The sequence below is a fragment of the Natronobiforma cellulositropha genome (assembly GCF_025629245.1).
Taxonomy (GTDB): Archaea; Halobacteriota; Halobacteria; order Halobacteriales; family Natrialbaceae; genus Natronobiforma; species Natronobiforma cellulositropha.
Window position 1 is genome coordinate 143669 of sequence record NZ_JANZXN010000030.1, and the last position, 25023, is coordinate 168691.

At 65.9% G+C, this 25023-nt stretch carries 16 protein-coding genes; 13 read left to right on the forward strand and 3 right to left on the reverse strand.

The features are described 5' to 3' along the window. The first annotated feature begins 22 nt into the window (after positions 1 to 22). Positions 23 to 1021: a glycosyltransferase gene (locus N0B15_RS13660; protein WP_263020367.1), complete on the forward strand. Its 999-nt coding sequence runs from the start codon at positions 23 to 25 to the stop codon at positions 1019 to 1021. Here the strand turns inward: N0B15_RS13660 and N0B15_RS13665 are convergent. Continuing rightward, entirely contained in the window at positions 942 to 1877 is a 936-nt protein-coding gene (locus N0B15_RS13665) for a polysaccharide deacetylase family protein (protein ID WP_425494241.1), read from the reverse strand. The two genes, N0B15_RS13660 and N0B15_RS13665, sit on opposite strands and share 80 nt — an antisense overlap. Positions 1878 to 2167: 290 nt before the next feature. Between N0B15_RS13665 and N0B15_RS13670 the strand changes: the two genes are divergently transcribed. From N0B15_RS13670 to N0B15_RS13680, 3 genes are all read left to right on the forward strand, one after another. Beyond that, positions 2168 to 3760 carry an alkaline phosphatase family protein gene (locus N0B15_RS13670; RefSeq protein WP_263020264.1) on the forward strand — a complete coding sequence of 531 codons (1593 nt, stop codon included), beginning with the start codon at positions 2168 to 2170 and terminating at the stop codon, positions 3758 to 3760. Between the two features lie 88 nt (positions 3761 to 3848). Next, the gene (locus tag N0B15_RS13675) at positions 3849 to 4922 is read left to right on the forward strand and encodes a TrmB family transcriptional regulator (RefSeq protein WP_263020265.1); all 1074 of its coding nucleotides are present in this window, start codon (positions 3849 to 3851) and stop codon (positions 4920 to 4922) included. 134 nt (positions 4923 to 5056) lie between these two features. Continuing rightward, positions 5057 to 5536, forward strand: coding sequence for a MaoC family dehydratase (locus tag N0B15_RS13680; RefSeq protein WP_263020266.1), 480 nt, complete (start codon positions 5057 to 5059; stop codon positions 5534 to 5536). A gap of 486 nt (positions 5537 to 6022) precedes the next feature. Here N0B15_RS13680 and N0B15_RS13685 read toward each other — a convergent pair whose 3' ends face one another. Continuing rightward, positions 6023 to 7336 (reverse strand): hypothetical protein, encoded by a 1314-nt coding sequence (locus N0B15_RS13685; protein WP_263020267.1) that lies wholly within the window; start codon positions 7334 to 7336, stop codon positions 6023 to 6025. A gap of 533 nt (positions 7337 to 7869) precedes the next feature. Here N0B15_RS13685 and N0B15_RS13690 point away from each other — a divergent pair. The 4 genes from N0B15_RS13690 to N0B15_RS13705 all read left to right on the forward strand — a co-directional run bounded on the left by N0B15_RS13690 (position 7870) and on the right by N0B15_RS13705 (position 13795). Beyond that, positions 7870 to 9663 carry a DUF6541 family protein gene (locus N0B15_RS13690; protein WP_263020268.1) on the forward strand — a complete coding sequence of 598 codons (1794 nt, stop codon included), beginning with the start codon at positions 7870 to 7872 and terminating at the stop codon, positions 9661 to 9663. Between the two features lie 316 nt (positions 9664 to 9979). After that, entirely contained in the window at positions 9980 to 11209 is a 1230-nt protein-coding gene (gene mct / locus N0B15_RS13695) for a succinyl-CoA:mesaconate CoA-transferase (protein WP_263020269.1), read from the forward strand. 5 nt (positions 11210 to 11214) lie between these two features. Beyond that, complete coding sequence (locus tag N0B15_RS13700) at positions 11215 to 12495, forward strand: GNAT family N-acetyltransferase (RefSeq protein WP_263020270.1); 1281 nt, start codon at positions 11215 to 11217, stop codon at positions 12493 to 12495. 346 nt (positions 12496 to 12841) lie between these two features. Then, positions 12842 to 13795 (forward strand): hypothetical protein, encoded by a 954-nt coding sequence (locus N0B15_RS13705; RefSeq protein ID WP_263020271.1) that lies wholly within the window; start codon positions 12842 to 12844, stop codon positions 13793 to 13795. A gap of 119 nt (positions 13796 to 13914) precedes the next feature. On the opposite strand, the gene N0B15_RS13710 is transcribed toward N0B15_RS13705, so the two are convergent. Further along, positions 13915 to 14772 (reverse strand): polysaccharide deacetylase family protein, encoded by an 858-nt coding sequence (locus N0B15_RS13710; RefSeq protein WP_263020272.1) that lies wholly within the window; start codon positions 14770 to 14772, stop codon positions 13915 to 13917. A 302-nt stretch (positions 14773 to 15074) separates the two neighbouring features. Here N0B15_RS13710 and N0B15_RS13715 point away from each other — a divergent pair, with 302 nt between their 5' ends. The 5 genes from N0B15_RS13715 to N0B15_RS13735 all read left to right on the forward strand — a co-directional run bounded on the left by N0B15_RS13715 (position 15075) and on the right by N0B15_RS13735 (position 24921). Then, a complete protein-coding gene (locus N0B15_RS13715; RefSeq protein ID WP_263020273.1) occupies positions 15075 to 16286 on the forward strand; it encodes a polysaccharide deacetylase family protein in 1212 nt (403 codons plus the stop codon). A gap of 218 nt (positions 16287 to 16504) precedes the next feature. Next, the gene (locus N0B15_RS13720; RefSeq protein WP_263020274.1) at positions 16505 to 17674 is read left to right on the forward strand and encodes a Gfo/Idh/MocA family protein; all 1170 of its coding nucleotides are present in this window, start codon (positions 16505 to 16507) and stop codon (positions 17672 to 17674) included. Positions 17675 to 17719: 45 nt separating this feature from the next. Beyond that, on the forward strand, positions 17720 to 19183 hold the full coding sequence (locus tag N0B15_RS13725; RefSeq protein ID WP_263020275.1) for a flippase: 1464 nt from the start codon (positions 17720 to 17722) through the stop codon (positions 19181 to 19183). A gap of 319 nt (positions 19184 to 19502) precedes the next feature. Next, the gene (locus N0B15_RS13730) at positions 19503 to 21650 is read left to right on the forward strand and encodes a right-handed parallel beta-helix repeat-containing protein (RefSeq protein WP_263020276.1); all 2148 of its coding nucleotides are present in this window, start codon (positions 19503 to 19505) and stop codon (positions 21648 to 21650) included. A gap of 376 nt (positions 21651 to 22026) precedes the next feature. After that, positions 22027 to 24921 (forward strand): hypothetical protein, encoded by a 2895-nt coding sequence (locus N0B15_RS13735; RefSeq protein ID WP_263020277.1) that lies wholly within the window; start codon positions 22027 to 22029, stop codon positions 24919 to 24921. Positions 24922 to 25023: the final 102 nt, after the last annotated feature.

Sequence of the window (25023 nt, forward strand, 5' to 3'; positions counted from 1 at the left end):
AGGGGATGTGGGTCCACCACGAATGGACGTCCTCACGCTCACGACGAACGCCGACGCGCCGTTTATGACCCAGCAGATGGCCGCTCTCGAGCGACGAGGCGTATCGTTCACGACGCTCGAGGTCGCCGGCGACATCGATGGGGAGAACACCCGGAGTCCACTCGACTACCTCAGGTTCGGTCCCGAGGTCGTGCGCGAGGCGGCGCGCGGCTACGACCTGATCCACGCCCACTACGGGCTGACCGCGCCGATGGCGCTCGCCGGGCTCCGCACGCCGGTCGTGCTCTCGCTGTGGGGCTCTGACGTTCACGGGCCGGTCGCGCCGGTGAGTCGCGCCTGTGCACCCTTCTGTGACGAGGTCGTCGTGATGTCCGCCGAGATGAAACGCGTCCTCGGCCACCCCTGCGAGGTGATCCCCGACGGCGTCGACCTCGAGCTATTCGCCCCGCGCGAGCAGGCCGACGCCCGCGACGCCGTCGGCTGGGAGGAAGACGCCTACCACGTGCTGTTTCCGTACGCGACTCACCGAGAGACGAAGAACTACCCGCGGGCGCAGCGGGTGGCCGAGGCGGTCGACGGACTGCTCGAGCGTCCGGTTCGGCTCCAGACGGTCTCCGGCGTGGCCCACGAGCGGGTGCCGACGTTCGTGAACGCCGCCGACGCGCTGTTGCTGACGTCGAGGAGCGAGGGGTCGCCGAACGCGGTGAAAGAGGCGCTGGCCTGCAATCTGCCGGTGGTCGCCGTCGGCGTGGGAGACGTCCGCGAGCGACTCTCGGGCGTCCACCCCTCCGCCGTCGCGACGAGCGACCAGGGACTGGTGTCCGCGCTGGCGACGGTCCTCGAGCGTGGCGAGCGCTCGAACGGGCGCGAGACGGTCCGCGAGGTGAGCCTCGAGCGCACCACCGATCGGCTACTCGAGGTGTACGAACGCGCGTCGGGCGTCAGCGTGGCGTCGGGAACGAATCGTCGGCAGGCGACTCGAGCACGCGAGCGGCGACCGACCCCATCGTCTCGACCGTGAGATCGGTTCGTTCGCGCAGCCGCGCGATGTAGCCGACGAGCGCCTCGAGGCGTGCGTCGTCGCGCTCGCTCACGAGGTTGTTCGGGTGGAGCCAGACGTGGAAGACGCCGTCGCCGGCGGCGGCCTGATCGACGCCACGGCGCGCCTGTGCGAGCATCGGGTCGGTCCAGACCGACTCGGCGACGGTTCGCAGCGGGCCCTCGAAGCCGAACAGGAACAGCGACGCTGGCACGTTCACCAGGCCGTACTCGTCGACGCTCGGCTCGACGAGCAGCGAGCGGTTTCTGAGCCGCGAGTCGAGCAGGCCGACGACACCGTCGGGCGTCGGCGAGCGCCCCCGGTAGGCGTGGAACCCGCAGTCTGCGAGCGCCTCGCGGTGGCCGACGTCGTTTCGCGGGTAGACGAGCGACTCGAGCGCCAGCCCCCAGTCGGCAGCGAGGTCCTGCGCGCGCTCGAGTTCGGCGACGGCGAGTTCACGTGTCGTCTCGAGATCACCGAAGAGGACGTGCGAGAAGGTGTGACTCGCGAACTCGTGGTCGGCGGGTGAGTCGACGACGGCGCGTACGAGGTCGGGACCGAAGCGCAGATCGGGGCGCTCGCGCCAGGTCGTCCGTTCGCGCTCGAACCAGCCCGGCGGGGCGGGGTGGTCGGCGTGTTCGCCGTCACAGTCCTCGAGCATGAGGTGGCCGACGACGGCCCAGGTCGCGGGCACGTCGTGGCGCTCGAGGATCGAGAGCAGCGACTCCCAGCCCCGGCGGCCGCTCTCGACGCGGTCTCTCGGCGGTTCGTCGAGGTCGTGGAACCCCCAGCCGAGTTCGGCGTCGATCGAGATGACTACGCTGCCCACGGGAACCACCGACGGACTCCCGACGCCGTCCACGGCCGCGTTCGTGCGTTCGTACTGTAGATCACGCGGTGAGTGTCGTCGGATCCGGGCATTGTTATGGACCGCCTTCGCCCGTCCCGGACGGTCGGGGTGGCACGAGCGGGGCGCTCGAGGGGGTCAGAGAGGGAGTTCGCCGAGCGTCTCGAGACGGGGACACTCAGTAGTTCGTGACGGTTTCACCCCGACAGTTTCCCCATAACAAAGCGCAGGTCAGCCGACGGTGGCGGGTAGCGGGCGCAGCCTGCGCCTCGATTACAATCATGAGCGGATCTACGCACACGGAGCGGGCGTTCGTCCTCGGTCTCGACGGCGTTCCGTGGTACCTCATCGAACGGTGGACCGACGACGGCGAGCTGCCCAACTTCGCTCGGCTTCGCGAGGAAGGCGCCGCCGGCACACTCGAGAGTACGCGCCCGGCGACGACGCCGCTGGCGTGGCCCTCGATCGCGACCGGCGTCTGGCCCGACAAACACGGCATCTACGGGTTCCAGAGGCTCTCGGCCGAGTACAGCCACCGGATGTACACCAGCCGCGACCGGACCCAGCCAGCGCTGTGGGACGGACTCTCCCCCTCGGTGGTCGCCAACGTGCCGCTGACGTATCCGCCGGAGGAACTCGAGGGGACCCTGGTCTCCGGGATGATGACGCCCTCGACGAGCGCCGACTTCACCTACCCGCCCGACCTCAAAGACGAGATCGATGCGGCGATTCCCAACTACCAGATCAGTCTCGACTACCCGGAGTACGCAGACCGTCTCGAGGAGTTCCCCGCCGCGGTCGAGTCGATCCTCTCGAGTCGGCGTGAACTGATGCGCCTGCTGATGGAGCGCGAACCCGACTGGCGGCTGTTCTTCTTCGTCTACACCGCCCCCGACCGGTTCCAGCACCTCGTCTGGGACGACGAGAAACTGCTCGAACACTACCGCTCGCTCGACGAGATCGTCGGCGAGGTGATCGAGTACACCGACGAACGCGATGCCCACCTCTACGTCGTCTCCGACCACGGCTTCGGGCCGATCGAGACGCTCGTCTACGTCAACTACTACCTCGAGCAGGCGGGCTACCTCGAGAAGCGAGACGAAGAGGGCACCCGCGGGGCGCTGGCGAGTCTGGGCATCTCGCGTGACGGGGTGATGAGCGCGCTGAACCGGGTGGGCGTCAGCGAGGAAGCGCTGGTCTCGGCGCTGCCGCGGTCGGTCGTCGACTCGGTCGCCTCACAGCTTCCGGGTGATCACGCCCTCTACGACGTCGACTACGAGCGGACGACGGCGTTCGTCCACGACGCGGGCAACGTCTACATCAACGACACCGAGCGCTTCGAGAAGGGGATCGTCCCGCCGAGTGAGGTCGAGACGGTCAAAGCCGAACTCGTCGAGCTGTTCGAGTCGGTCACCGACCCGAACCGGGATGGGCCGGTGCTCGACGTCTTCGACGGTGACGATCTGTTCCCGACCGACGAGCACTCGCCCGACCTGATCGTCAACGGCCACGGCGTCTACGAGACGCGCAACTCGATCGCCGAGGAGCCGTTCGGCGACACCGGGTCGACCGCCGCGAGCCACCGCAGCGAAGGGGTCATGCTCTGTCGCGGGCCGGGAATCGCCGCCGGGGGCGAACTCCGGGGTGCGCGCGTCGTCGACGTGGCACCGACGTTGCTCCACGGCATCGGCCAGCCAGTTCCCGAGAACGCCGACGGACGCGTCCTCTTCGACGCCTTCGAAGACGGGTCACGGCCGGCGACGACCCGGGTCGAACGGACGGACGTCGGGCGGGCCGCCGGCGACGAGGTGGCCGTCGACGACGACTTCACCGGCGTCGAGGACCGCCTGAAAGGACTCGGTTATATGGAGTGATCGCGCGCGAGAGTTGACCACCGCCGGGGAGGTGTCGGACGGCCGGTCCTTCCACAATGCTTTTGGGTGATGGGAATCCGGTACCGGCATGGACACGGAGTCGCTCAGACGGGCGCTCGAGGAGGCAGGCCTGACCGGACAGCAGGCCGATACGTATCTCACGCTCCTCGAGTTAGGTCCCTCCCCCGTCGTCGAGATCACCCAGCGCTCGTCGGTCTCCTCCTCGCGAATCTACGACATCGTCAGACAGCTCGAGGAGCTCGGCTTCGCAGAGACCATGGAGCGCGATCGGCTCTACGCCCGCCCCCGAGAGCCGATCGACGTGCTCGAACGGCTGCGCAGCAAGAGCGAGATGTTCGCCGACGCCGCCGACGAGATCGAAGACCGCTGGGAACAGCCCGACCCGCTCGAGTCGCGCGTGAGCGTGGTCAAACAACAGGAGACGGTGCTGCGAAGCGCCGGCGACGCCATCGCCCAGGCGGCGGTCTCGATCGAACTCGCGCTGACGCTCGAGCAACTCGAGGAGCTACAGCCGACGATCGAGACCGCGGCGACCGAGAACGACGTCGTCGTCCAGGTGTCGGTCTACGACGTCGAGGAGAGCGACCTGCCGGTGCCCGACGGCGTCGTCGAAGTCCGGCGGAACCCGCTTCCGGGACCGTTTCTGGCCATCGTCGATCGCCGCCACGCCTTCTTCTCGCCGAACGTCCACAGCGACGAACCCTACGGGATCACCATCGGCGACGAGATTCTCTCGTTCATCCTCCACTGGTACTTCCTGACGTGTCTGTGGGCGCGACTCGAGTCGGTCCACGTCGACCCCGACGCCAGTCCGACCTACATCAGCATCGAGGAGTTCGTCCACGACACGGTCCCGCTGTGGAACAACGGGGCCACGATGACGTTGACGACCGTCGGCCAGCGGACGGACACCGGCGAAGAGGTCGAAATCACCGGCCAGCTCGTCGGGATCACGAACGACCGGTTGCTCGGGCCGGAGGACGACCCGGCGTACACCGACCTCGCGGGACAGCTCACGCTCTTCCTCGAGACCGACGACGGCGTCTACACCGTCGGCGGCTGGGGGGCGCTGCTCGAGGACGTCGAGGCGCAGATTATTCGCATCGACAGCGTCGGTCTCGAGGGTGCATTCGAGTGGTGAGTCGGCCCGTCGGCGTTCGAGTGGTGAGTCGGCCCGCCGGCGTTCGAGTGTGAGCACTACAGCGGGTCGAACGGGGAGGAGACTCGAGCAGCGGAGACGAACGACTATGTGACGCGCGTGTGTGCGCTCGAGATATGAGCGACACCGAGTACTTCGAGGACATTTCGGTCGGCGACCGCCGGTCGTTCGGCGAGCGGACGATCACGAGAGACGACATCGTCGAGTTCGCACGCGAGTACGACCCACAGCCGATCCACACCGACGAGGGGGCCGCAGCGGAGACGATGATGGGCGGACTCATCGCCAGTGGCTGGCACACGGCGTCGGTCTGTATGCGGCTGATGATCGACAACATGTCTGACCGGGCGCTCGTGGCCGCCCGCGGCATCGACGAACTGCGGTGGATCAGGCCGGTCAGGCCCGGCGACACCCTGACCGTCGAAGTCGAAGTGCTCGAGACCTCCGCCGCCGACGGCCGGAACGAGATCGGCTACGTCGATGAGCGACTGACCGGCTACAACCAGGACGGCGAGGCGGTCATCTCGTGGATCAGCCTCGAGATGGTCAGCCGGCGCGAGTCGCTCGAGAACGGGTCGGAGACATCTGCAGAGTGAACGTCAGCGGTGCCCACAGCGGGTACACTCGACGAACGAATGCGTGAGGAAAAACGGCGAGTGCGGGGCGCTGGCCGGGCCGTCGACGCACGCGCGAGCGGAGAGCGGTCGGCGGCGGCGAACTGGAGTCGAACGGGAACGGGACGGATCGGCCGGTCTCGGATCCGCTCTTCGAATCCGAATTCGCCACGCGGTGCACACGCACCGGGTGGGTACTGAACCGGATTTCGCCCCCGAATTCGAGGACGGGTTCGATCCGTGTCGTTCCTGCGGCGGTGACGTCTGTCCCGTCTTACCGGGAGGTCGGTGTCGCCACACCTCACGTTCGGGAGAACGCGAGTCGTTCGATGGCTCCTCGTCGCCGCCGGCCACAGTATGTGTTACGCTACCAGTGCACATGAAGCTTTCAGTGTGTTCGAACGCCTGACAGTACAGATTGGTGAACGGTGTTCCGACGGCCGGAGACGCGCCGATGCGCTCGAGCGTTCAGATCCCCATCCGACGTGCCACCCGGCGTACGGAGTCGTAGGCCGGATAGAGCGTCGTGTAGAGTGCGTCGGGAGCGTTCCTGGCACCCGCCCGGAGCGCGCGGTGGTGAACCGGCGGCGCGGAGTCGTCGACCAGGTCGGCGAGGTCGGCCGACTCGAGCCACGCGAAGAACTCGCGCTCGGCCGGCGACGCCGGCGTCGTCTCGCGGACGCGCTCGCGGATGTCCGCCCACATGTAGCGTTCGTCCTCGCCGAGGACCCACGCGCCGCGTTCGAACGACCGCCGGAGGTCGTCGTAGTCGACCTCGGCGTAGCCGTGAGCCGTCGGCTCGAGACCGGCGAGACGGAGACCGACGGCCGTCCGGTAACACTTCTCGCACCGGCCGCAGTTGCCGTCCATCTGGACGTTACAGGTCTGGAGTTGGAGGTCGGGCGCGTCCGTCCGGACGTAGTCGGCGATGGTGTCGAGGCGCTCCTGACGGGTGAGGTCGTAGGCGTCGTGGTGACAGCGCGTGCCCGCCCAGGCGACGTAGTCGTCGATGTCCGGCCGAGAACCCCACTCGAGGTCGATACCCTCCCAGTGGGTCGCACCTACGTAGAGCGACCCCATCCCGCAGGCGTAGGCCATCGGCGCGCAGAGACCGAGCAGTCCGAGACCGTGGCCCACGGAGCTGTACCAGGCGCCGTCGACGAAGCGTTTGAAGTGCGCGAGGAGCACGAAGTGCTCGAGAAACGAGAGCATGTTCGACTCGACGAACGCCGTCTCGAGGTCGCGCTCGTCGGCGAAGCCGGTGACGCGCGAACGGAGCGCGTCCCACTTCTCGTCGTCTGCGGCGTCGGTCGAGACGGTCCAGCCGCGAACGCTGATCAGCGTCGGCTCCTCGTCGCGGTGTCTGACGTACGAACACGTCGAGTCGACGCCCCCAGTGAAGAGCAGGCCGGACTCGCCGCCGTCGTGTGCGGGTACCTCGACGAGATCGCGCGCGTGGAGCGAGCCACCCTCGAGAAAGTCGTACATCGAGAGCAGCGACGCTTTCACGTCCTCGAGCGCTCGTGCGAAGCGTGCGTCGACGGTCGGAACGTAGATGTCGGCGCCGGTCGCCCACGCGACCGGAGCGAGCTGTGCGAGCAACGGGACGACGAGGACGCCCTCGGGGACGTCTTCGATCGGGACGTCGTAACTCGCGCGAAACGGCTCGCCGGAGACGAACCGTTCGAGGTCGGGGGTGACCGTGATCGAACACTCGAGGTCGGTGCCGGTCGCGTCGACGTCGTCGACGAGAATCGTCGGAGAGGTGGGTCGTGGTGACATGCGTTGAGGCGAGTGAGCACGCTCGAGTCGGGCGTGACTCGAGCGAGGTGACACTCTCGGTGGGGTGACCACCACGAAGGGCTACAAAAAGTGTGAGAACCGTTAGCCGACCGGCCCTCGTGAACGGAGTCGGTAACGGCCGCGAAACCGGCCGCCCGGACCCGACACGGACCGGTTACTACTACCACCGGAGAGCGAGAGCGGGGCAAGCGGCAGAACGTGTACACGGTGTACACCGTGTGCGAATTGTGGGTTGCTCGAGGCGGGTGCCGGCGGGTGAGGCGGCCCCCGAGTTGCCGAACGCGGTACAGTGGTCAACGAGCAGCGTGTGGTTGGAATGCAACCTAAGGGGAAGTGGCGTCTGCGGTGGCGACCGTGACGTCTGAGAGCGGGGTGAGTTCGGGAACGGGCGTCGACGCGAGAGCGGTAGGAGATGGATAACAAACCCTCACGTTGGTGACCTCACGACAGTCAATGCAGTCTATACACGCCGATGACACGGGTGGTTGCCTGCGGTTCGCCGGAGGGACCGTATGAGACGGGCGGTGTTGAACGTCCTCCTCGCGGCCGGGTTCTTCGCGGTCGCCTTCGGCGTCCTCGTCGCGAGAAACGCGCCCGCGAGCGGGTACGAGGCGTCCATCTACGCGGCCACACCGTCGCTCGCCTGGCTCGGCTTCGCGTTCGCGCTGGCGGTCGCCGTCGGGACCACGCTCTCGGCTCGAGGCGTCCACCAGGGACTCGGCATCGCCCTCGGCGGGACCACGATGGTCGCAATCGTCGGTCTGCCCTCGGTCAGGAACTACTACTTCCAGGGGAAAGGTGACGCGCTCACCCACCTCGGCTGGACCAGGGACTTCCTCCAGGGGACGATGTACCCCCACGAACTGTTCTACCCGGGCGTCCACAGCATCGCCTCGGCGTTCCACCTCGCGAGCGGCGTGCCCGTCCAGCGCGCCGTCCTCGTCACGGTGGTCTTCCTGTTCGTCCCGTTCTTGCTGTTCGTGCCGCTGGTCGTCCGCGACCTGAGCGGCAGCGCACTGGCGGCGGGGTTCGCGGCCATCGTCTCCTGGATGGTGTTACCGATCAACAACGTCGCGACGCACATGGGCGTCCACACCAACTCGAACGCGCTGTTTCTCGTCCCCGTCGTCCTCTTCGCGTTCGTCGCCTACCTCCGGCGGCGTGACGACCTCGAGCGACTGTTCGGACTCTCGCCGCTCAGCGGACTCGTCTTGCTCACGGGTGCGGGGCTGTTGTTAGTCCACCCACAGCAGATGATCAACGTCGTCGTCATCCTCGCCGCAGCGAGCCTCGTCCAGTTCGTCGGCCGACGGCGGTTCACCGACCATCCCGTCGTGGCACACTCGAGCGCCTACGTCCACACGCTCGCCCTCGGGGGCCTGTTCGTCCTCTGGGCGGGGAGCAACGCCCGCTTTCGCGACGCGTTCTCCGGGCTCATCTACGGAGTGTTCGCGAGCGACATCGGGGCGTCCTCCGAGGTGGGCCAGCGCGGTGGCTCGCTCACCGAAATCGGTGGCAGCCTCGGCGAACTGTTCGTGAAGATGTTCCTCGTCAGCGCGCTGGTCGCGCTCGCCGTCGGCCTGTTCGTCCTGCTGACCTGGCTCGGGTGGACGCGCATCGAACGCGAGTCGAAGACGCTCGTCACCTACTTCGGCTTCGCACTGATCCCCCTCAACGGAATGTTCCTCGTCTACTTCATTGGCACGCCGACGATGGCGTTCCGTCAGGTCGGGTTCATCTTCGTCGTCGTGACGATTCTCGCGGGCGTCGCCCTCGCGCACGCCTTCGGCTGGCTCTCGGGGGCGATCACGACGCCGGGCGCGAGCGCCGTCGCCGCACTCGTCCTCGGGGCGTGTCTCGCGCTCGCGCTGCTGACCGTCTTCTCGACGCCGTTCATCTACACCGCCGGCCAACACGTCACCGAACAGCAGGTCAACGGCTACGAAACAGCGTTCGAGCACGGAAACGACGAACGGCTGTACGCCGGCTACGGCTACGGCGTCTACCGACACAGCGACGGCATCTACGGCACCGAAGCCGACACGACCGTCTCCTCGAGTTGGTCCTACGGCGACGTCGTCGAGGCCGAATCCTTCGGGGAGGGCAACTACAGCGGGGCCTACGCCGGCGACGAGTACTACCTCGTGGTCACGGAGTACGACCTCGTGCGCGAACTCGAGGTCTACCGCGGCTTACACTACGACGAACACGACCTGGACCGACTCGAGGGCTACGAGGGGGCGAACAAACTCGTCTCGAACGGGGAGTTCCGCCTCTACACGGTCGACGCAGACGTCGACGTGTGAGTGCGTGAGGGAGGTTCCGGACGGGCGAACGCTTCGCTCGCTGAGCGGACTGATTCTACGCGCTTGCGAGAAAACGTGAGCCGACAGGCCGACTCGCGTGTGGGGAGGAACGATCTGAGCGAGTGGGTGACTCGAGTGTGCCGGGTTCGGCGACAGCACGGAACGAGAGACGAGTGTGAGCGGTGGTGGTGATGGCGATAGCCGTACACCTCCGTGAGGCGGGGTGAAAATCGCCTGGCTCGAGGTCACCGCCGCCTACTTCTGGAAATCGACACATAACAAAGCCCGAGAATTCCATCCGAACCAGATACGAACCATGCCTGCCCTCGACGACGTACGTGTGCTGGATCTCACGAGGGTCCTCGGCGGACCGTACTGTACGATGTTGCTCGCCGACCTCGGCGCCGACGTGGTGAAGGTCGAACCGCCGGGCGGGGACTTCGTCAGGGAGACCCCACCCTTCCACGAGGACGACGACAGCTTCGGCGGCTACTTCCAGAGCGTCAACCGCGGCAAACGGAGCGTCGAACTCGACTTCAACGACGAGGACGACCGCGAGGCGTTCCTCGAACTCGTCGACACCGCGGACGTGCTGGTCGAGAACTACCGCGTCGGAACCATGGAGAAGTTCGGTCTCGAGTACGAACGCCTCGCCGAGCGCAACCCGCAACTGGTCTACGCCTCGATGCGCGGCTTCGGCGACCCGCGAACGGGGGCGAGTCCGAAACAGCGCGAACCCGCGTTCGACCTCGTCGCCCAGGCGATGGGCGGCGTGATGCACCTCACAGGCGAGGAAGACGGCCCGCCGACGAAAGTCGGCTTCGGCATCGGCGACATCTTCACGGGCGTCCTCCACGCGGTCAACGTCCTGGCGGCGTTACACCACCGCGAGCGGACGGGCGTCGGCCAGTACGTCGACACCGCGATGTACGACGCGATGATCAGCCTCGGCGAACGAGCCATCTACCAGCACTCTTACACCGGCGACGTGCCGAAACGACAGGGGAACTCCCACCCGACGCTGTTCCCGTACGACGCCTTCGAGGCCGAAGACGGGCACGTCGTGATCGCTGCACTCGGGGACAACCACTGGCAGGCGCTCTGTCGCGCGATGGACCGCCCCGACTGGGCGGTCGACTACCCGCACGCGGCCGACCGCCTCGAGGGGCGCGACCCACTCCGGGAGACCATCGCGACGTGGGTCGGCGAACGAACCGTCGAAGAGGCGCTCGAGGCGCTCACACCGGGTGTCCCCTGTGGACCCGTCCAGGACGCGAGCGACATTTACGCGTGCGAGCACGCACGAAGCCGCGAGATGCTCGTCGACGTGCCACTCGCCGAGGCGGGGGAGACCGTCACCATCGCCGGGACGCCCATCAAGATGGCCGAGACGCCGCCGGAACCGCGCGGGCGCGCGCCGCTGCTCGACGAACACCGCGCGGAACTGCTCGGCGCGGTACCGGGCGTCGAGGAGCCACTCGAGCCAGTGGAACGCGGAGAATCGAACCGGATCGAACTGTCAGACGGCGGTACGCGCGAGCAGTGAGAGAGATGGTAACAGAGCACACACGAGCGAAGACGGACGGAGACGACGGGCAACCGACCGACGGCGAGCGAGCGCTCGAGAGGACGAACGGCGACCGTGCGTCCGGGCGGGCGACGAGCAGCGATGGCACATCCGGGCGGGCGAACGGCGACAGTGCACCCGGGCGGGCGTCGACTGCCGGGGCGGACGAACACGACGACCCCTACGAGATTCGGCTGTACGAACCCCGAGACAGAGCGAGCTTCCTCGAGCTGTACGACCTCGTCCTCGGTGAGCAGGACGAGGCGTGGTTCGCCTGGAAGTACGAGGAGAATCCCTACACCGACCACGTCCCCATCGTCCTGGCGACGGCCGATGGCGAGGTCGTCGGGGCGAAACCCTGTTTCGCCCTCGAGTTGCGCGCGGGGTCGGAGACCGTGATCGGCTACCAGCCCGCGGACGTGATGGTCCACCCCGACCACCGCCGGCGAGGGCTGTACTCGCGGACCACCGAGCGGATGAAAGCCCACTACCGCGAGCGCGAGCCGTCGCTGTTCTTCAACTTCCCGAATCAGGCGACGCTCTCGGGCAGTCTGAAACACGGCTGGCAGGTCGTCGAGGAGGTGCCGACTCACTACCGCGTCCAGCGGCCGGCGGCCATCGTCGACGCGACCAGCGCCCGCCGGACGAGGCTCGCACGGCTCGCACAGCCACTCGCCGACGGCTACCACGCCGTCAAAGACGCCCTCGCAGGCGCGCCGAGTGACGTCACCGTCGAACGCCTCGAGTCGGTGCCCGTCGAGACGTTCGTCGACCTCTACGAGCGGTCGATACCGCGGACGCTCCACGCGAACCGGGACGAACGCTTCTACGAGTGGCGCTTCGAGAACCCGACCTGGACGTACGACGCCTACGTCGCGACGCGCGACGGCGAGGCGGTCGCGGGCGTGATCACCGGCAGCCGGGTGCGCGACGGCTCTCGCATCACGACGCTGACCGACGTCGTCCCGCTCGGTGAGAGCGACGGACGAGCGGCGGGACTGCACGCGATTCTCGCGCGCGTACTCGCGGATCACACCGACGCCGACCTGGTGTCGGTCAGCGGCGACGTGGTGCCAGAGACGCTGCTCGAGCGCTTTGGCTTTCACTCGGACGGCGCGTTCCCGCTCGCGCGCGTCTCCTCGCGGACGACACAGGTCGCGTATCCGATCGTCGACGACGGCGGCCACGAGTGGACCGTCGCCGGACGCGCCATCGCCGACCCGGCGAACTGGACGGTCGGCTACGCCGAGCAGGACACGAGTTGAACGGGGGCGACACCCGCTCCACTCGATCTTTCACTGGCAGTAATTTCGTATTACTCCACACCGTTCGTGAACCGTTCGGTGCGTGAACAGGTACGGGACCGAGCGCTACCGGTGACGGAACCGGCCACGATCGCCCGAGGGCGACGAGGTACGACGATATTTATCCCGGAAATACGATGTTTACTGCCAGGAACGCCCGACAGTACGCGCCGTTTCACAGTGTTGTACTCACGACCGTACGCGGATGTACCCACGCGATCTTCGTACAGATACCAATTATTTCTTCACATCCTTGCGTTTTTTAGACGGAAAGGTTTATGAATGCAACGTCATTTTACGGAATTGCATGGCGCAGAACCCCCGGATTACCGAGCAGGACTGTCACTCGAACGCTGACACGAGCGCTCGGCTAACCCGCCGCTCGTACGTGAGATCACTGGCTGCAGCCGCGACCGTCGCGACCAGCGGCGCACTCGTCGGCACGGCAGCGGCCGACGACGGCTACGACGTGATCACGGTCTCGAGCGGCGAGGATCGCACCATCCACGTCGAAGACGGCGAGACCTTCGAGAACGTCCTGATCGACTGTACCGCACCCAACGCACGGGTGACGATCGCAGCCCACGCAACCGACTGGACGATCAGAAACGTCGCCGTCCACGGCGAACTCGACGTCGGCCGGCCGGCGACCGTCTTCGGCATCTCCGACCGCGAGGGCGGGACGAGTACCTTCGAGAACGTCTACCTCGGCGACGGCAGCACGAACGCCGGTAACGCGACCGCCGAGACCGGCATCTGGGTCAGTCCAGAGCACTCCGGCCACATCGACATGCGGCACGTGAACGTCCAGGGGTTCCCCGACAACGGCGTCTACGCCTCCGCCCCCGGCGGTGGCGCGGGCGGCACGATCCACATCGACGAGTGTTTCGCCGCCAACAACTACGTGGCGAACTTCCGCATCGGCTCTGAAGGGTCGAAGGTCACCAACTCGAGCGTCCTCGTCGACGGCGATGGCTACGACGGCCGCGGTATCTGGGTCTGGGCACCCGGTCCCTGTGAGATCGAGAACTGCCAGCTCGAGCTGAACGGCGCGAACTTCTCGATCGACGCGGGAGCGGCCAGCGGCGGGTCGACGGCGGTCGTCTCGGCGACGGAGTACGACACCGGTTTCAACGGCGGCATCGGCGAGTCCCACGGCGCGACCGCCCAGCTAGACGGTGACTGCGGGACCGCACCCTCCGCAGAGATTCCGGACGGCGTGCCGACGAGCGCCGAGGCAGCAGCGAGCGGCGACCACTGAATTTTAGCTCGCACGCACGTGCGCACACACCCCGCTGACGACGACCCCTCCCCCATCCGTGCGGAGACGATTTTTCGAGAAGGCGGTACCGAGATGGCGCTAGCGCACGCTTCGGTTCGCTAGCGCCATCTGATCGTGGCACCGGCGAGTTGCCGGGAGACAGCGACCGAGCGCGCGAGCGTCTGCGTAACGTCCGCCCCGATGGATCCGGACTGTTGTGTGGCCTGGTGGACGGGACCGACGGCGCGTTTCCCCGCCTCCGCGGCGACGTCCCAGGCGACACGCTCTACGAACTCCGGACCGGTGCGTGACCAGCGCCCGGGGTGAGCCAGCACGTAGAGTTTGTCACACGCGCCCGACTCGAGCAGCGAGACGAGGTCGGCGGTCGTCTCGACGAGTCCGAAGCCCGGTTCGACGAGTCCCCAGCGACGGCCGGTATCGGAGCAGTAGGAGGGCAGCGTCGGATCCTCGTCGTCCTTCTCGACCGAGAGGTAGGCCTCGCCGAGGAGGTCGAACGACTCGGGCGGACGCTCCTCGTCCCACATGTCGAGGTTGCGGTGCGGTGAGAGCGGACTGCCGTGGGAGCACGCCGTCTCGATCGTTGCGTGGCGTCGGAACGCCTCGAGCGTCCGTTCGAAGCGCTCGTAGGCGAGGTCGACGTCGCCGTTCGCGCGGGCGAGTTCCTCGTAGTGGTAGCCGACCTCGTGGCCGAACCCTTCGAACGCCCCGACGAGGTCGGGGTCGAACGTCGAGGTCCGGAAGTAGTACGTCGAAGAGACGTCGTAGCGTGCCTCGAGCTGGGCCATCGAGTAGGCGATGTCGAGTTTTCGGTCCACGTCGTGGCGCAACAGCACGAACCGCTCCGGTGGCTCGTCGCGCTGGAGGTACGACGCGACGGTGAGAACCTCGAAATCGTTCTCGGTCGCCGCCTGCAGGAAGCGCTCGTACGCATCGAACGTAAAGTCACGCACGTTCATACGGGAACGATTGAGTCTCTCGGTATTTACTATCACCACGTTACCAATAGGTCCGAACACGGTACCAATCACGTAACAACTGCACGAAATTTCGATGGCAGCGAGTGACGACGGTATGCCGTGACTGGGACGGGCGCCCTCGAACCGTCGTCGGTTCGGCAGCGGTCACCGCCTCGACCGGCACTCTGAAGGACGACGAGTGCGTGTGGATATTACCGTTGGAACGCTCCCACTACCATTACGAGTGCGAACTGTATCCGCTACATAACAATCACCCACTCGAGATTCTCATCAATCGCACAATGAGACGACGTACATATCTCCTCGCGACGGCTGCTGCCGCCCTCGCGGGATGTATGAGTTCCAGTGACGAGGAGCCAAACGAGGAACCCGAGGAGGAAAACACGAACGAACCGGAAGCGGAGGTAGTACGGCCGGGAACGTTCGATTCGTTCGACGACCTCTCGGCGTGGAACGTAACCTACGGCTCGATCAGTGCCGACGAACAGCGTTCGTACGTCGGTGACCAGTCGGCGTTCCTCGAGATCGGTGCCGCGAGAGGCTCCAGTGATCCGCAGGTCAACGTCTCGCGTACGTTCGACACCCCGAAAGACCTCACGGAGGTCGTCCCGGGTCTCGCCCTCACCGCCGAACGGATGGTCAATCCGGTGATCCGGGTCTACGACTCGGCGGGAGACCGAATCGACTTCCGACGGGGCGTCACCGGCGGTCTGCCGTTCATGCGCTACAACTACGGCGTCAGCCAAGTCGACGGAAATCCCGACATGAGTGACGTCAGAGAGATAGAACTCATCTTTTGGGACGAGAGTGGCGAGCGGGATTTCTGGGTCGACGACCTCCACATGGTGCCACGGCCCGACACCGGGAAGGTGATGCTCCAGTTCGACGACGGCCACGACACCGACTACACCCGCGGACTGCCGCTGCTCGAGGAGTACGGCTACGAGGCAGCCTCGTTTATCAACCCCGGCCGCGTCGGCAACCGCGACCGGCTCGACGCCGAACAGGTCGACGCCCTCCACGAGGCAGGCTGGACGATTGGGAACCACTCACACACTCACCCGTACCTCTCGGAGCTGGAGCCAGCACACCAGGAAATCGAGATTCGAAACGGCAAGCAGTGGCTCGAGGACCACGGCTACGACGAGGGTGCGCGCTACTTCGCCTACCCCTTCGGCGACTACGACGCCGTGACGGTCGACCTCGTCGAGAAGTACCACGACCTCGGCTTCGCCGGCGGCCAGCCCGTCCAGGGCTACAACGCGAACCCGCTCATGTGTACGCGCATCGGCGACCCCTCCGCCGAGCGTGCCCGGACGATGCTCGACCGGACGGCGGAGATGCGCGGCATCACCTGCCTGTTCTACCACCGACTCGAGGGCCAGCGCTACGAGGACTTCGAGACCACCCTCGAACACCTCCACGAACTCGAGTCGGCCGGCGAGATCGACCTCATCTTGCCGAGCGACCTCGAAGACGACCTCCAGCTCTGACCGGGTGCAGATCGCATCCGTGAACGTGGACTTTTTATCGGCCGTCGTCGGTGACGGCGGTGTTCGAACGAGAAACGACGAGGAGTCGCCGTCGACGCGAGCGTGTCGGGCGATGGCACCGAGGTACGTGACAGCTACCGATACACTAACGAGATCGTAACTCAACGCGAGAGAAGTAGCAGGACCAAAACTAATGGGGCAAGCGGCGACTCCCGACTATGGTCGTACGAACGGCAGTTATCGGCGCGGGAACGGTCTCTCGCACGCATCTCGCAGGGGTATCGAAGAATCCACGCATGGAACTCGTCGCGGTGTGTGACTTAGACGAAGAGGCGGCCATGAGCATGGCTCGCGAGTTCGGCACGCGCGCAGAGACCGACTTCTCGTCGCTCCTCGACGGCTCGGTCGACTGCATCCACCTCTGTACGCCGGTCCAGACCCACTTCGACCTGGCCCGCCAGGCCATCGAAGCGGGCGTCGCCATCGTCATCGAGAAACCGGCGACGGTGACGGCCGAAGAGATCGCCGAGATCGACGAACTCGCGACGGAACACGACGTCCCGGCGACGGTGATCCACAACCACCTCTTCGATCCCGCCGTCAGGAAGGCCCGGCGGATGATCGATCGCGGCGAGATCGGCCAGCTAATCGGCGTCGACGTGATCTACGCCGGGCTGACGCCGCCGGACATGGAGAACCGTGGCTCGTGGGTGTTCGACCTCCCCGGCGGCGAGTTCGAAGAGGGGCTTCCCCACCCGATCTACTCCGTCCTCGGCGTCGGCGGCTTCCCCGAAGACATCGAGGCAGTCAGCGCCCACACCTCGCTCTCTCGAACCTACGACGGCGGCTTCAGCTACGACCAGGCCCAGATTCAGTACGTCGCCGAGAACGGCGCGCTGTGTACCGTCAAGATGCTGTCGGGGACGAAGCCCCAGCGGCTACACGTCATCAACGGCACCGAACGGTCGATCGTCGTCGACGAGATCAACCAGTCGGTCTCGGTCACCGACGAAGACTACACCGCCTCGACGCTCGCGCGCTCGAAGAAGGCACTCGACGTCTCGCTCGACCAGTTCACGAGTTCGCTCGAGAACGCCAAACTCGTCGCGGCCACCCAGTTCGACGACAGTTGGGAGAACGAGGTCGCGCTGAACTCCCACTACGTCATCTTCGACCGGTTCGCGAAAGCCATCGAGTACGGCACCGAGATTCCCGTCCCACTCGAGCAATCGACCTGGACGATCCGACTCATGGAGGCGGTCCGCGACGCCGCGACCGAGAGCACCGACCTCGGGACCGACGACGAACGCGCCTTCGAGACCGAAGCCGACGCCGAGACGGACCTCGAGGAAGTCGAACGCGCGGCCGAGACCGAACTCGAGAGCTAGACGAGACGCTCGAGACGAACCGACGAGCGTCGACGATCCAGATTTATGTCACTATCAGAACGGATAGCACGCGGCGTCAAGGCGACGTTCGGCGCGGAGATGGTTCACCTGGCGGCCCAGGCGGGGATCATCCTCGTCCTCACCAGGGTGTTCCTCTCGCCCGACGAGTACGGACTGGTCTTTCTCGCCGTCGCCGTCTTCGCCGTCGCCGGCCTGTTCGCCTCACTCGGCATTCCGAAGTCGACGGCGAAGTTCATCGCCGAGTACCGCGAACGCGACGAGACACAGCTCCGACACGTACTCAGGGTCTCCGGGACCTACAACGCCCTGATCGCGGGCATCGTCTGCCTCGCACTGTTCGCACTCTCCGGACCCATCGCCGCGTTCTACGGCGAACCGGCGCTCGAGCCCCTGCTCGTCGTCGGCGTCGGCTACGTCCTCGCGCACGTCACCCAGTCGTACCTGACCATCGTCTTCCAGGGGTTCGGGCGGGTGTCGCTGAGTGCAGCGGTGAAAGCCACCTCCCACGCCGCCCAGTTCGGAAGTGTCGTCCTGCTGATGCTCGCGGGCTACGGGCCGGTCGGCGTCATCGGTGGCTTCGTCGCGGGCTACACCCTCGGCGCGCTCCTCGGTCTCGTACTCCTGGCACGACTCGTCCGTGAGTGTCCGACGCCGGAGACCGTCGAGGAGGGACTCACCCGGCGCATCCTCGAGTACAGCGTCCCCCTGACCGCCTCGCAGGGGGCGAACGTCCTCTACAAGCGCGTCGATACGCTGATGGTCGGCTTCTTCCTGAGTCCGCTCGCGGTCGGCTTCTACGAACTCGCCAAACAGGTCTCGACGTTCGTCATCGCTCCGGCCGACTCGCTCGGGTTTACGGTCGCACCGACGTTCGGCGAACACAAATCCGGCTCGCAGATCGAGCGCGCCTCGCGCGTGTACGAACAGTCGTTCGAGTACATCACGCTGCTCTACCTGCCGGCCGTCGCGGGCGTCGTTCTCCTCGCCGGGCCGGGCATCGAGTTCGTCTTCGGTGAGAGCTACCTGGGAGCGGTGCCCGTCCTCCAGGTGTTCGCCGCGTTCGTCCTCTTCCAGGCGATCGACAAGATCACCAACGACAGCCTCGACTACCTCGGGCGGGCGACCGAGCGCGCCATCGGCAAGGGCGTCACTGGCACGCTCAACTTCCTGCTGAACCTCGTGCTCATCCCCACCATCGGCGTCGTCGGCGCGGCGCTCTCGACGGCGGTCTGTTTCGGACTCATGGTCGGGTACAACCTCTACCTCATCGACCAGGAACTCGAGTTACGGCGGCTTCGACTCCTCCGGTCGGTGCTCGTCACCGGAGCGATCACCGGCGCGATGGCGCTCACGATTCTGGCGCTGACCCCGTACGTCACCGGTCCGCTCAGCCTGTTCGGCGTGATCGCCGTCGGGATCGCCGTCTGGGGCGGGGCCTCCATCGCGAGCGGACAGATCGACGTGCGAGCGGTGCGGGCGCACATCTGAGATCGATCACGCCAGCGACCGGTTCCGAACCCGAACTGTCCGTGGACGAGTCTGGTGCGAACACTCACGCCCACTGGCGGGTATTCGATCAAATTCGGCACACAAATCGGCCGGAGAGTCCGTAAAACGAACCAGACATCTGGCGTGAGAGAAGTAAGCGACGATTGAATCGCTATCCGGCGCCGACCTCGCTATAAGGAATCGAGAATAAACAGTCATAGTTTACTGAATGTTTTAGAAGATAATTGTGAATGTCGCTAAATTTTATCGATCTGAGGGCAGAAAGGTTTAAGATGTTATCTACATGTTACCCGAATGCATGGCACGCGAACTTGCGGAGACGGAGGAAGCGGAACCGAGTACAGTTGGCGGTACGGGAGGCGACACGGACGGTAATGATGGATTACTCCACCGGCGGGAGTATCTCAGGCTCGCGAGCGTCGCGAGTGTGAGCGCGGCGAGTCTCGGTGTGGCCGGCACGGCGGCGGCCGACGACGACTTCCGGGTGATCAGGGTCCCTGCGGGCCAGCGCCGAGTCATCCACGTCGAGAACAACGAGACCTTCGAGAACGTCATCTTCGACCAGACGGCACGTGGCGCGTCGGCCTCGCTCGTCGCCCACGGCACCAACTGGACGGTCAGAAACGTCGCCTGGCGCGGTGAGTTCTCCCACCGGAGTCGGGCGTTCACCTGCTCCGACCGCGGCGGAAACACCTCGTACGTCGAGAACGTCTACATCGGTGACGGCGTCCAGGGCGGCGTCGGCCAGCGTCGCCACCCACAGATGGGCATCTGGGTCGCCCCCGAACACTCCGGACACATCGAGTTCGACGGCGTCTACGTCGAGGGCGCACACGACAACGGCTTCTACGCCTCCGCACCGGGGACGAACAGCAACGGCCGCCGGGGAACCGTCCACTTCAAGAACTGCTACGCGAAGGACAACTGGGTCTCACACTTCCGTCTCGCAGGCGGTGTCGTCGAGAACTGTGTCGCCGTCAACTCCTCGCGCGGACGCAACGGCCGCTGTATCTGGGTCTGGCCGACGCGCGGCGGTCTCGACGTGACGATCAGGAACTGTCACTTCATCAGCGGCAGTTACGCCCACGGCTACGACTTCGGCCGGAGCGGCGGAACGACGCGTGCGACCGTCATCGACAGCCACTACGCGCCGCGAAATTCGACGCGCTTCCAGGGGAACGTCCAGCTAGACGAACGCAACGTCGGCCACAACCCGCGCGACTTCGTCCCCGAGGGCTGTCCCGACTCCGTCGACGCCGTCGTCGAGAACGCCGGAAGCGAGACGCCCGGCGAGCCCCGAGGAGACCCCTCGGAGTACCGCGAGCACACCCTGCTCGTCCGCGGCGACCACCAGGGCAGAAACTGGGAACCCACCCACTACAGCTTCGAGGTCGACGGCGAACTCGAGGCCTCGACCTACGACGGAGCCACCATCGACCCGCAGCTGAGCCTCAGCGACGGCCGCGTCGAGAACACCCTCGCCAACTGGAAAGACGCCTACGCCTTTGACGGCGAGTTGCGCTCGCTCGAGGTCGACGGTCCCGCCTACGTCTACCTCGACGGCGAACGGGTCGACCCCGCCGAGTTCGGCGACGGGGACGAAGGTGAAGACGAGAACGAACACGAAGACGAAGGCGGCGACGAGGAGACCCACGCACTCGAGAACGTCATCCTCATCGACGGCGACGAGAGCGGCGTCACCCGCTACGAGTTCGTCGTCAGTGGCGACGTCGAGAAGTCGACCTACCAGGGAGCCTCCATCGACGACGAGGACGTGATCGAAGACGACCGCGTCCACGGCGTCGTCGCCAACTGGAAGGACGCCTTCCGCTTCGGCGGCGATCTCGAGGAACTCACCGTCGACGGTCCCGCGACGGTCTACGTCAACGACGAGGTCGTCGAGCCGAGCGAGTTCGGTGACGACCTCCCCCACACCCTCGAAGTCGTCGGCCGCAGCCACCCCTCGAGCTTCCAGATTTCGATCGACGGCTCGGTCGAACTCGAGGCGGGCGACCCGAACGAGGAAGTGACGACGATCACCGACGGCGTGATCGAGAGCACGGTCGACGACGACAGCCTCCGCTTCGCCTTCTCGGGGACGCTCACCGACGTGACGTTCGTCGACAGCGAGGCCGACATCTACGTCAACGGCGAGCGGATCGACCCCTACGAGTACGGCGACCAGTTACTCCTGCCGCACGCCATCGTCATCGACGGCACCGAGGCCGACGGCCCGAGCACCTACTCGTTCACCGTCGACGGCGAGGTACTGAAATCCGAGCACATGGGTGCCTCTATCGACCCCGGTGACGTGATCGAGGGAACCGCCGTCCGCGGTGGCGTCGCCAACTGGCTCGACGCCTTCTGGTTCAGCGGCGACATCACCGACTTCAAACTCCTCGGCGACGCGAAGGTCCACGTCGAGTACAACGCGCGCGACCAGTAGCGCCGCGTTCGGTAGCGAGTCCCCCGCTGACGGTCGGTAGAACGCGGTATTTCTGGTCCTCCACAGACACGCCCTCGCCGACGAACGGGGCGAGATGCGACGGTGTGGTTTTCTGTAACAGGTATCGTTCGGCGCCCACGAGAGCGACAGCTGACGCCGAGCGTTCGGCGACCGATACCGACCAGGCAGACTCGAGCCGGCTCTCCTGGCGGTAAGATTCTCTTACCGCTCGCGAGTCGTGAGAGTTCGTATAAGAAGTAATGACTGTTTTCCACTCATTTTTTAACATAATATCCCCGAATCTGTGAGACTCTGTAAAATTAACCCATAATTCGGGCGGAAAGTTTATACAGGAATAATTGAATTACACGATTGCATGGCACGCGAACCTGCGGTAGCAGACGAGAGCGCAGCGGCTGCGCCGACCGAACAGAAGAGAACAGACGACGGTAATACTGGATTACTCCACCGACGGGAGTACCTGAAACTCGCTGGCGTCGCCACCGTCGCCGCCGCCGGTGCTGGGGCGGTGGGTGCAGCGTCGGCCGACGAGTACGAGGTGATCACCGTCCCGGCCGGCCAACGCCGGGTGATCCGCGTCGGGAGCAACGAAACCTTCGAGAACGTGCTGTTCGACCAGACGGCACCGGGGTCGGCCGTGACGGTCGTCGCCCACGGCACCAACTGGACGATCAGAAACGTCGCCTGGCGCGGCGAGTTCTCCCACCACGACCGGGCCATCGCGGTCTCGGACACCGGCAACGGCACCTCCCGCGTCGAGAACGTCTACATGGGCGACGGCGTCGACGACAGCGTCGGCAACCGCCGCCACCCGAAGTTCGGTCTCTGGGTCTCACCCGAGCACAACGGCCGCCTCGAGATCGAACGGATGTACGTCGAGGGCGCGAACGACAACGCCTTCTACGGCTCTGCGCCGGGAACCAACAGCAACGGCCGGCGGGGGACGATCCACTACAAGAACTGTTACGCGAAGGACAACCGCGTCTCCGGCTTCCGCCTCGCGGGCGGCACCGTCGAGAACTGCGTCGCCGTCAACACGAACTCCGGGAACAACGGCCGCCCGCTGTGGGTCTGGCCGACCCGCGGCGGACTCGACGTGGAGGTGCGTGACTGTCACTTCGTCTGTGGAAACTACGCCCACGGCTACGACTTCGGCCGCAACGGCGCGACGACGAACGCGCGCGTAATCGACAGCCACTACGCCCCCGCGAGTTCGACGCGCTTTCTGGGCACCGTGAATCTCGAGGAGGACAACGTCGGGCACAGTCCGCGTGACTTCGTCCCCGAGGGCTGTCCCGACTCGCCCGAAGCCGTCTTCGACGGGATGACCGACCCCGGTGAACCCCGGGAGGACCCATCGGAGTACCGCGAGCACACGCTCGTCTTCCGTGCCGACCACCAGGGCGACGACTGGGAGCGAAGCGAGTACAGCTTCGAAATCGACGGCGAACTCGAGGCATCGACCTACGACGGCGCATCCATCGACCCCGAACTCGACCTCGAGGAGGGTCAGACGAGCGTCAGCCACACGCTGGCCAACTGGCGCGACGCCTACGCCTTCGACGGCGACCTGGTCGCCCTCGAGGTCGACGGTCCCGCGCGGGTCTACCTCGACGGCGAAGAGATCGATCCGGCGGAGTTCGGCGACGAGGACGACGGCGATGGCGGAGACGGCGGTGACGGTGAGGATGGCAACGACGGGAACGATGGTGAGGACGGCGGCGATGGCAGTGATGGTGAGGACGGCGGCGATGGCAGTGATGGTGAGGACGGAGACGACGGCACCGATGGCGAGGACGGTGGCGATGGCGGTGAGGACGGAGACGAGGAGACCGGCGACCCCTCGGAGTACCGCGAGCACACCCTCCTGTTGCGCGCCGACCACCAGGGCGCAGACTGGGAGCGAACCGAGTACGTCGTCGAAGTCGACGGCGAACTCGAGCCCTCGGAGTTCGACGGCGCATCCATCGACCCCGAACTCGCGTTCGAAGACGGCCAGACGCGCGTCGAACACACCCTCGCCAACTGGCGCGACGCCTTCGCCTTCGACGGCGACCTGGTCGGTCTCGAGATCGACGGGCCCGCGAGAGTCTACCTCGACGGCGAGCGGATCGACCCCGAGACCTACTTCGACGACGAAGACGAGGACCGAGATCCCGCCGAGTACCGCGAGCACACCCTCCTGTTGCGCGGGGACCACCAGGGCAGAAACTGGGAACCCACCCGCTACAGCGTCGAGGTCGACGGTGAACTCGAGCCCTCGGAGTACGATGGCGCCTCGATCGACCCCGGACTCGACCTCGAGGAGGGGGCGACGAGCGTCACTCACACTCTCGCCAACTGGAAGGACGCCTACGCCTTCGACGGCGACCTGGTCGCCCTCGAGGTCGACGGTCCCGCACGTGTGTATCTAGATGACGAACGGATCGATCCCGAGACCTACTTCGACGACGAGGACGACCTCGAGAACCTGCTCGTCATCGAGGGCAGCGACGCGGGCGTCACCCGCTACGAGTTCGTCGTCGGCGGCGAGGTCGAGACGTCGAACGAAGACGGCGACCGACTCGAGGACGCAGCAATCGAGGGGAGTCGAGTCCACGGCGTCGTCGGCGACTGGACCGAGGCGTTCCGCTTCAGCGGCGACCTCGAGGGACTCTCCGTCCACGGTCCCGCGACGGTCTCGCTCAACGGCGAGCGGATCGATCCGGCAGACTACGGCGAGCACCTCCCACACCTGCTCGAGGTCGTCGGCCGCGGCCACCCCTCGAGTTTCCAGGTCACCATCGACGGCGCCGTCGAGTACGCCGGTGACGGGACCCCGGAAGACGAGGGCATCGTGATGGGCGACGGCGTGATCGAGAGTACGGTGAGTGACGGCCGCCAGCGCTTCGCCTTCTCTGGTGCGCTCACCGACGTGACGTTCGTCGACAGCGAGGCGGACGTCTACGTCGACGGCGAACGGATCGACCCCTACGAGTACGGCGACCAGCTGTTGCTCCCTCACGCCATCGTCATCGACGGCACCGACGCCGAGGGTGAGAGCACCTACTCGTTCACCGTCGACGGCGAGGTGCTGAAAGCCGAGCACATGGGTGCAACGATCGACCCCGACGACGTGATCGAAGGCACCGCCGTCGAAGGCACCGTCGACGACCGACTGGACGCCTACTGGTTCAACGGCGACATCACGAACTTCCGGCTGACCGGCGACGCAGCGGTCCACCTCGAGTACAACGCTCGTAACCGCTAGGCGAGCGCATCCGGGACTGCGTTTCGAAACCGGTTCGAAATCTGGACAATCACGAAAAAATTCTGTTCGTTCGGGGTAAAAGCTTACATTACCCCCTCGTCG

Bases quoted from the DNA above. Each gene is read 5' to 3' on its own strand.
- N0B15_RS13660 (WP_263020367.1), top strand. From the start codon at position 23: ATGGACGTCCTCACGCTCACGACGAACGCCGACGCGCCGTTTATGACC.
- N0B15_RS13670 (WP_263020264.1), top strand. From the start codon at position 2,168: ATGAGCGGATCTACGCACACGGAGCGGGCGTTCGTCCTCGGTCTCGAC.
- N0B15_RS13675 (WP_263020265.1), top strand. From the start codon at position 3,849: ATGGACACGGAGTCGCTCAGACGGGCGCTCGAGGAGGCAGGCCTGACC.
- N0B15_RS13680 (WP_263020266.1), top strand. From the start codon at position 5,057: ATGAGCGACACCGAGTACTTCGAGGACATTTCGGTCGGCGACCGCCGG.
- N0B15_RS13685 (WP_263020267.1), bottom strand. From the start codon at position 7,336: ATGTCACCACGACCCACCTCTCCGACGATTCTCGTCGACGACGTCGAC.
- N0B15_RS13690 (WP_263020268.1), top strand. From the start codon at position 7,870: ATGAGACGGGCGGTGTTGAACGTCCTCCTCGCGGCCGGGTTCTTCGCG.
- mct (WP_263020269.1), top strand. From the start codon at position 9,980: ATGCCTGCCCTCGACGACGTACGTGTGCTGGATCTCACGAGGGTCCTC.
- N0B15_RS13700 (WP_263020270.1), top strand. From the start codon at position 11,215: ATGGTAACAGAGCACACACGAGCGAAGACGGACGGAGACGACGGGCAA.
- N0B15_RS13705 (WP_263020271.1), top strand. From the start codon at position 12,842: ATGGCGCAGAACCCCCGGATTACCGAGCAGGACTGTCACTCGAACGCT.
- N0B15_RS13710 (WP_263020272.1), bottom strand. From the start codon at position 14,772: ATGAACGTGCGTGACTTTACGTTCGATGCGTACGAGCGCTTCCTGCAG.
- N0B15_RS13715 (WP_263020273.1), top strand. From the start codon at position 15,075: ATGAGACGACGTACATATCTCCTCGCGACGGCTGCTGCCGCCCTCGCG.
- N0B15_RS13720 (WP_263020274.1), top strand. From the start codon at position 16,505: ATGGTCGTACGAACGGCAGTTATCGGCGCGGGAACGGTCTCTCGCACG.
- N0B15_RS13725 (WP_263020275.1), top strand. From the start codon at position 17,720: ATGTCACTATCAGAACGGATAGCACGCGGCGTCAAGGCGACGTTCGGC.
- N0B15_RS13730 (WP_263020276.1), top strand. From the start codon at position 19,503: ATGGCACGCGAACTTGCGGAGACGGAGGAAGCGGAACCGAGTACAGTT.
- N0B15_RS13735 (WP_263020277.1), top strand. From the start codon at position 22,027: ATGGCACGCGAACCTGCGGTAGCAGACGAGAGCGCAGCGGCTGCGCCG.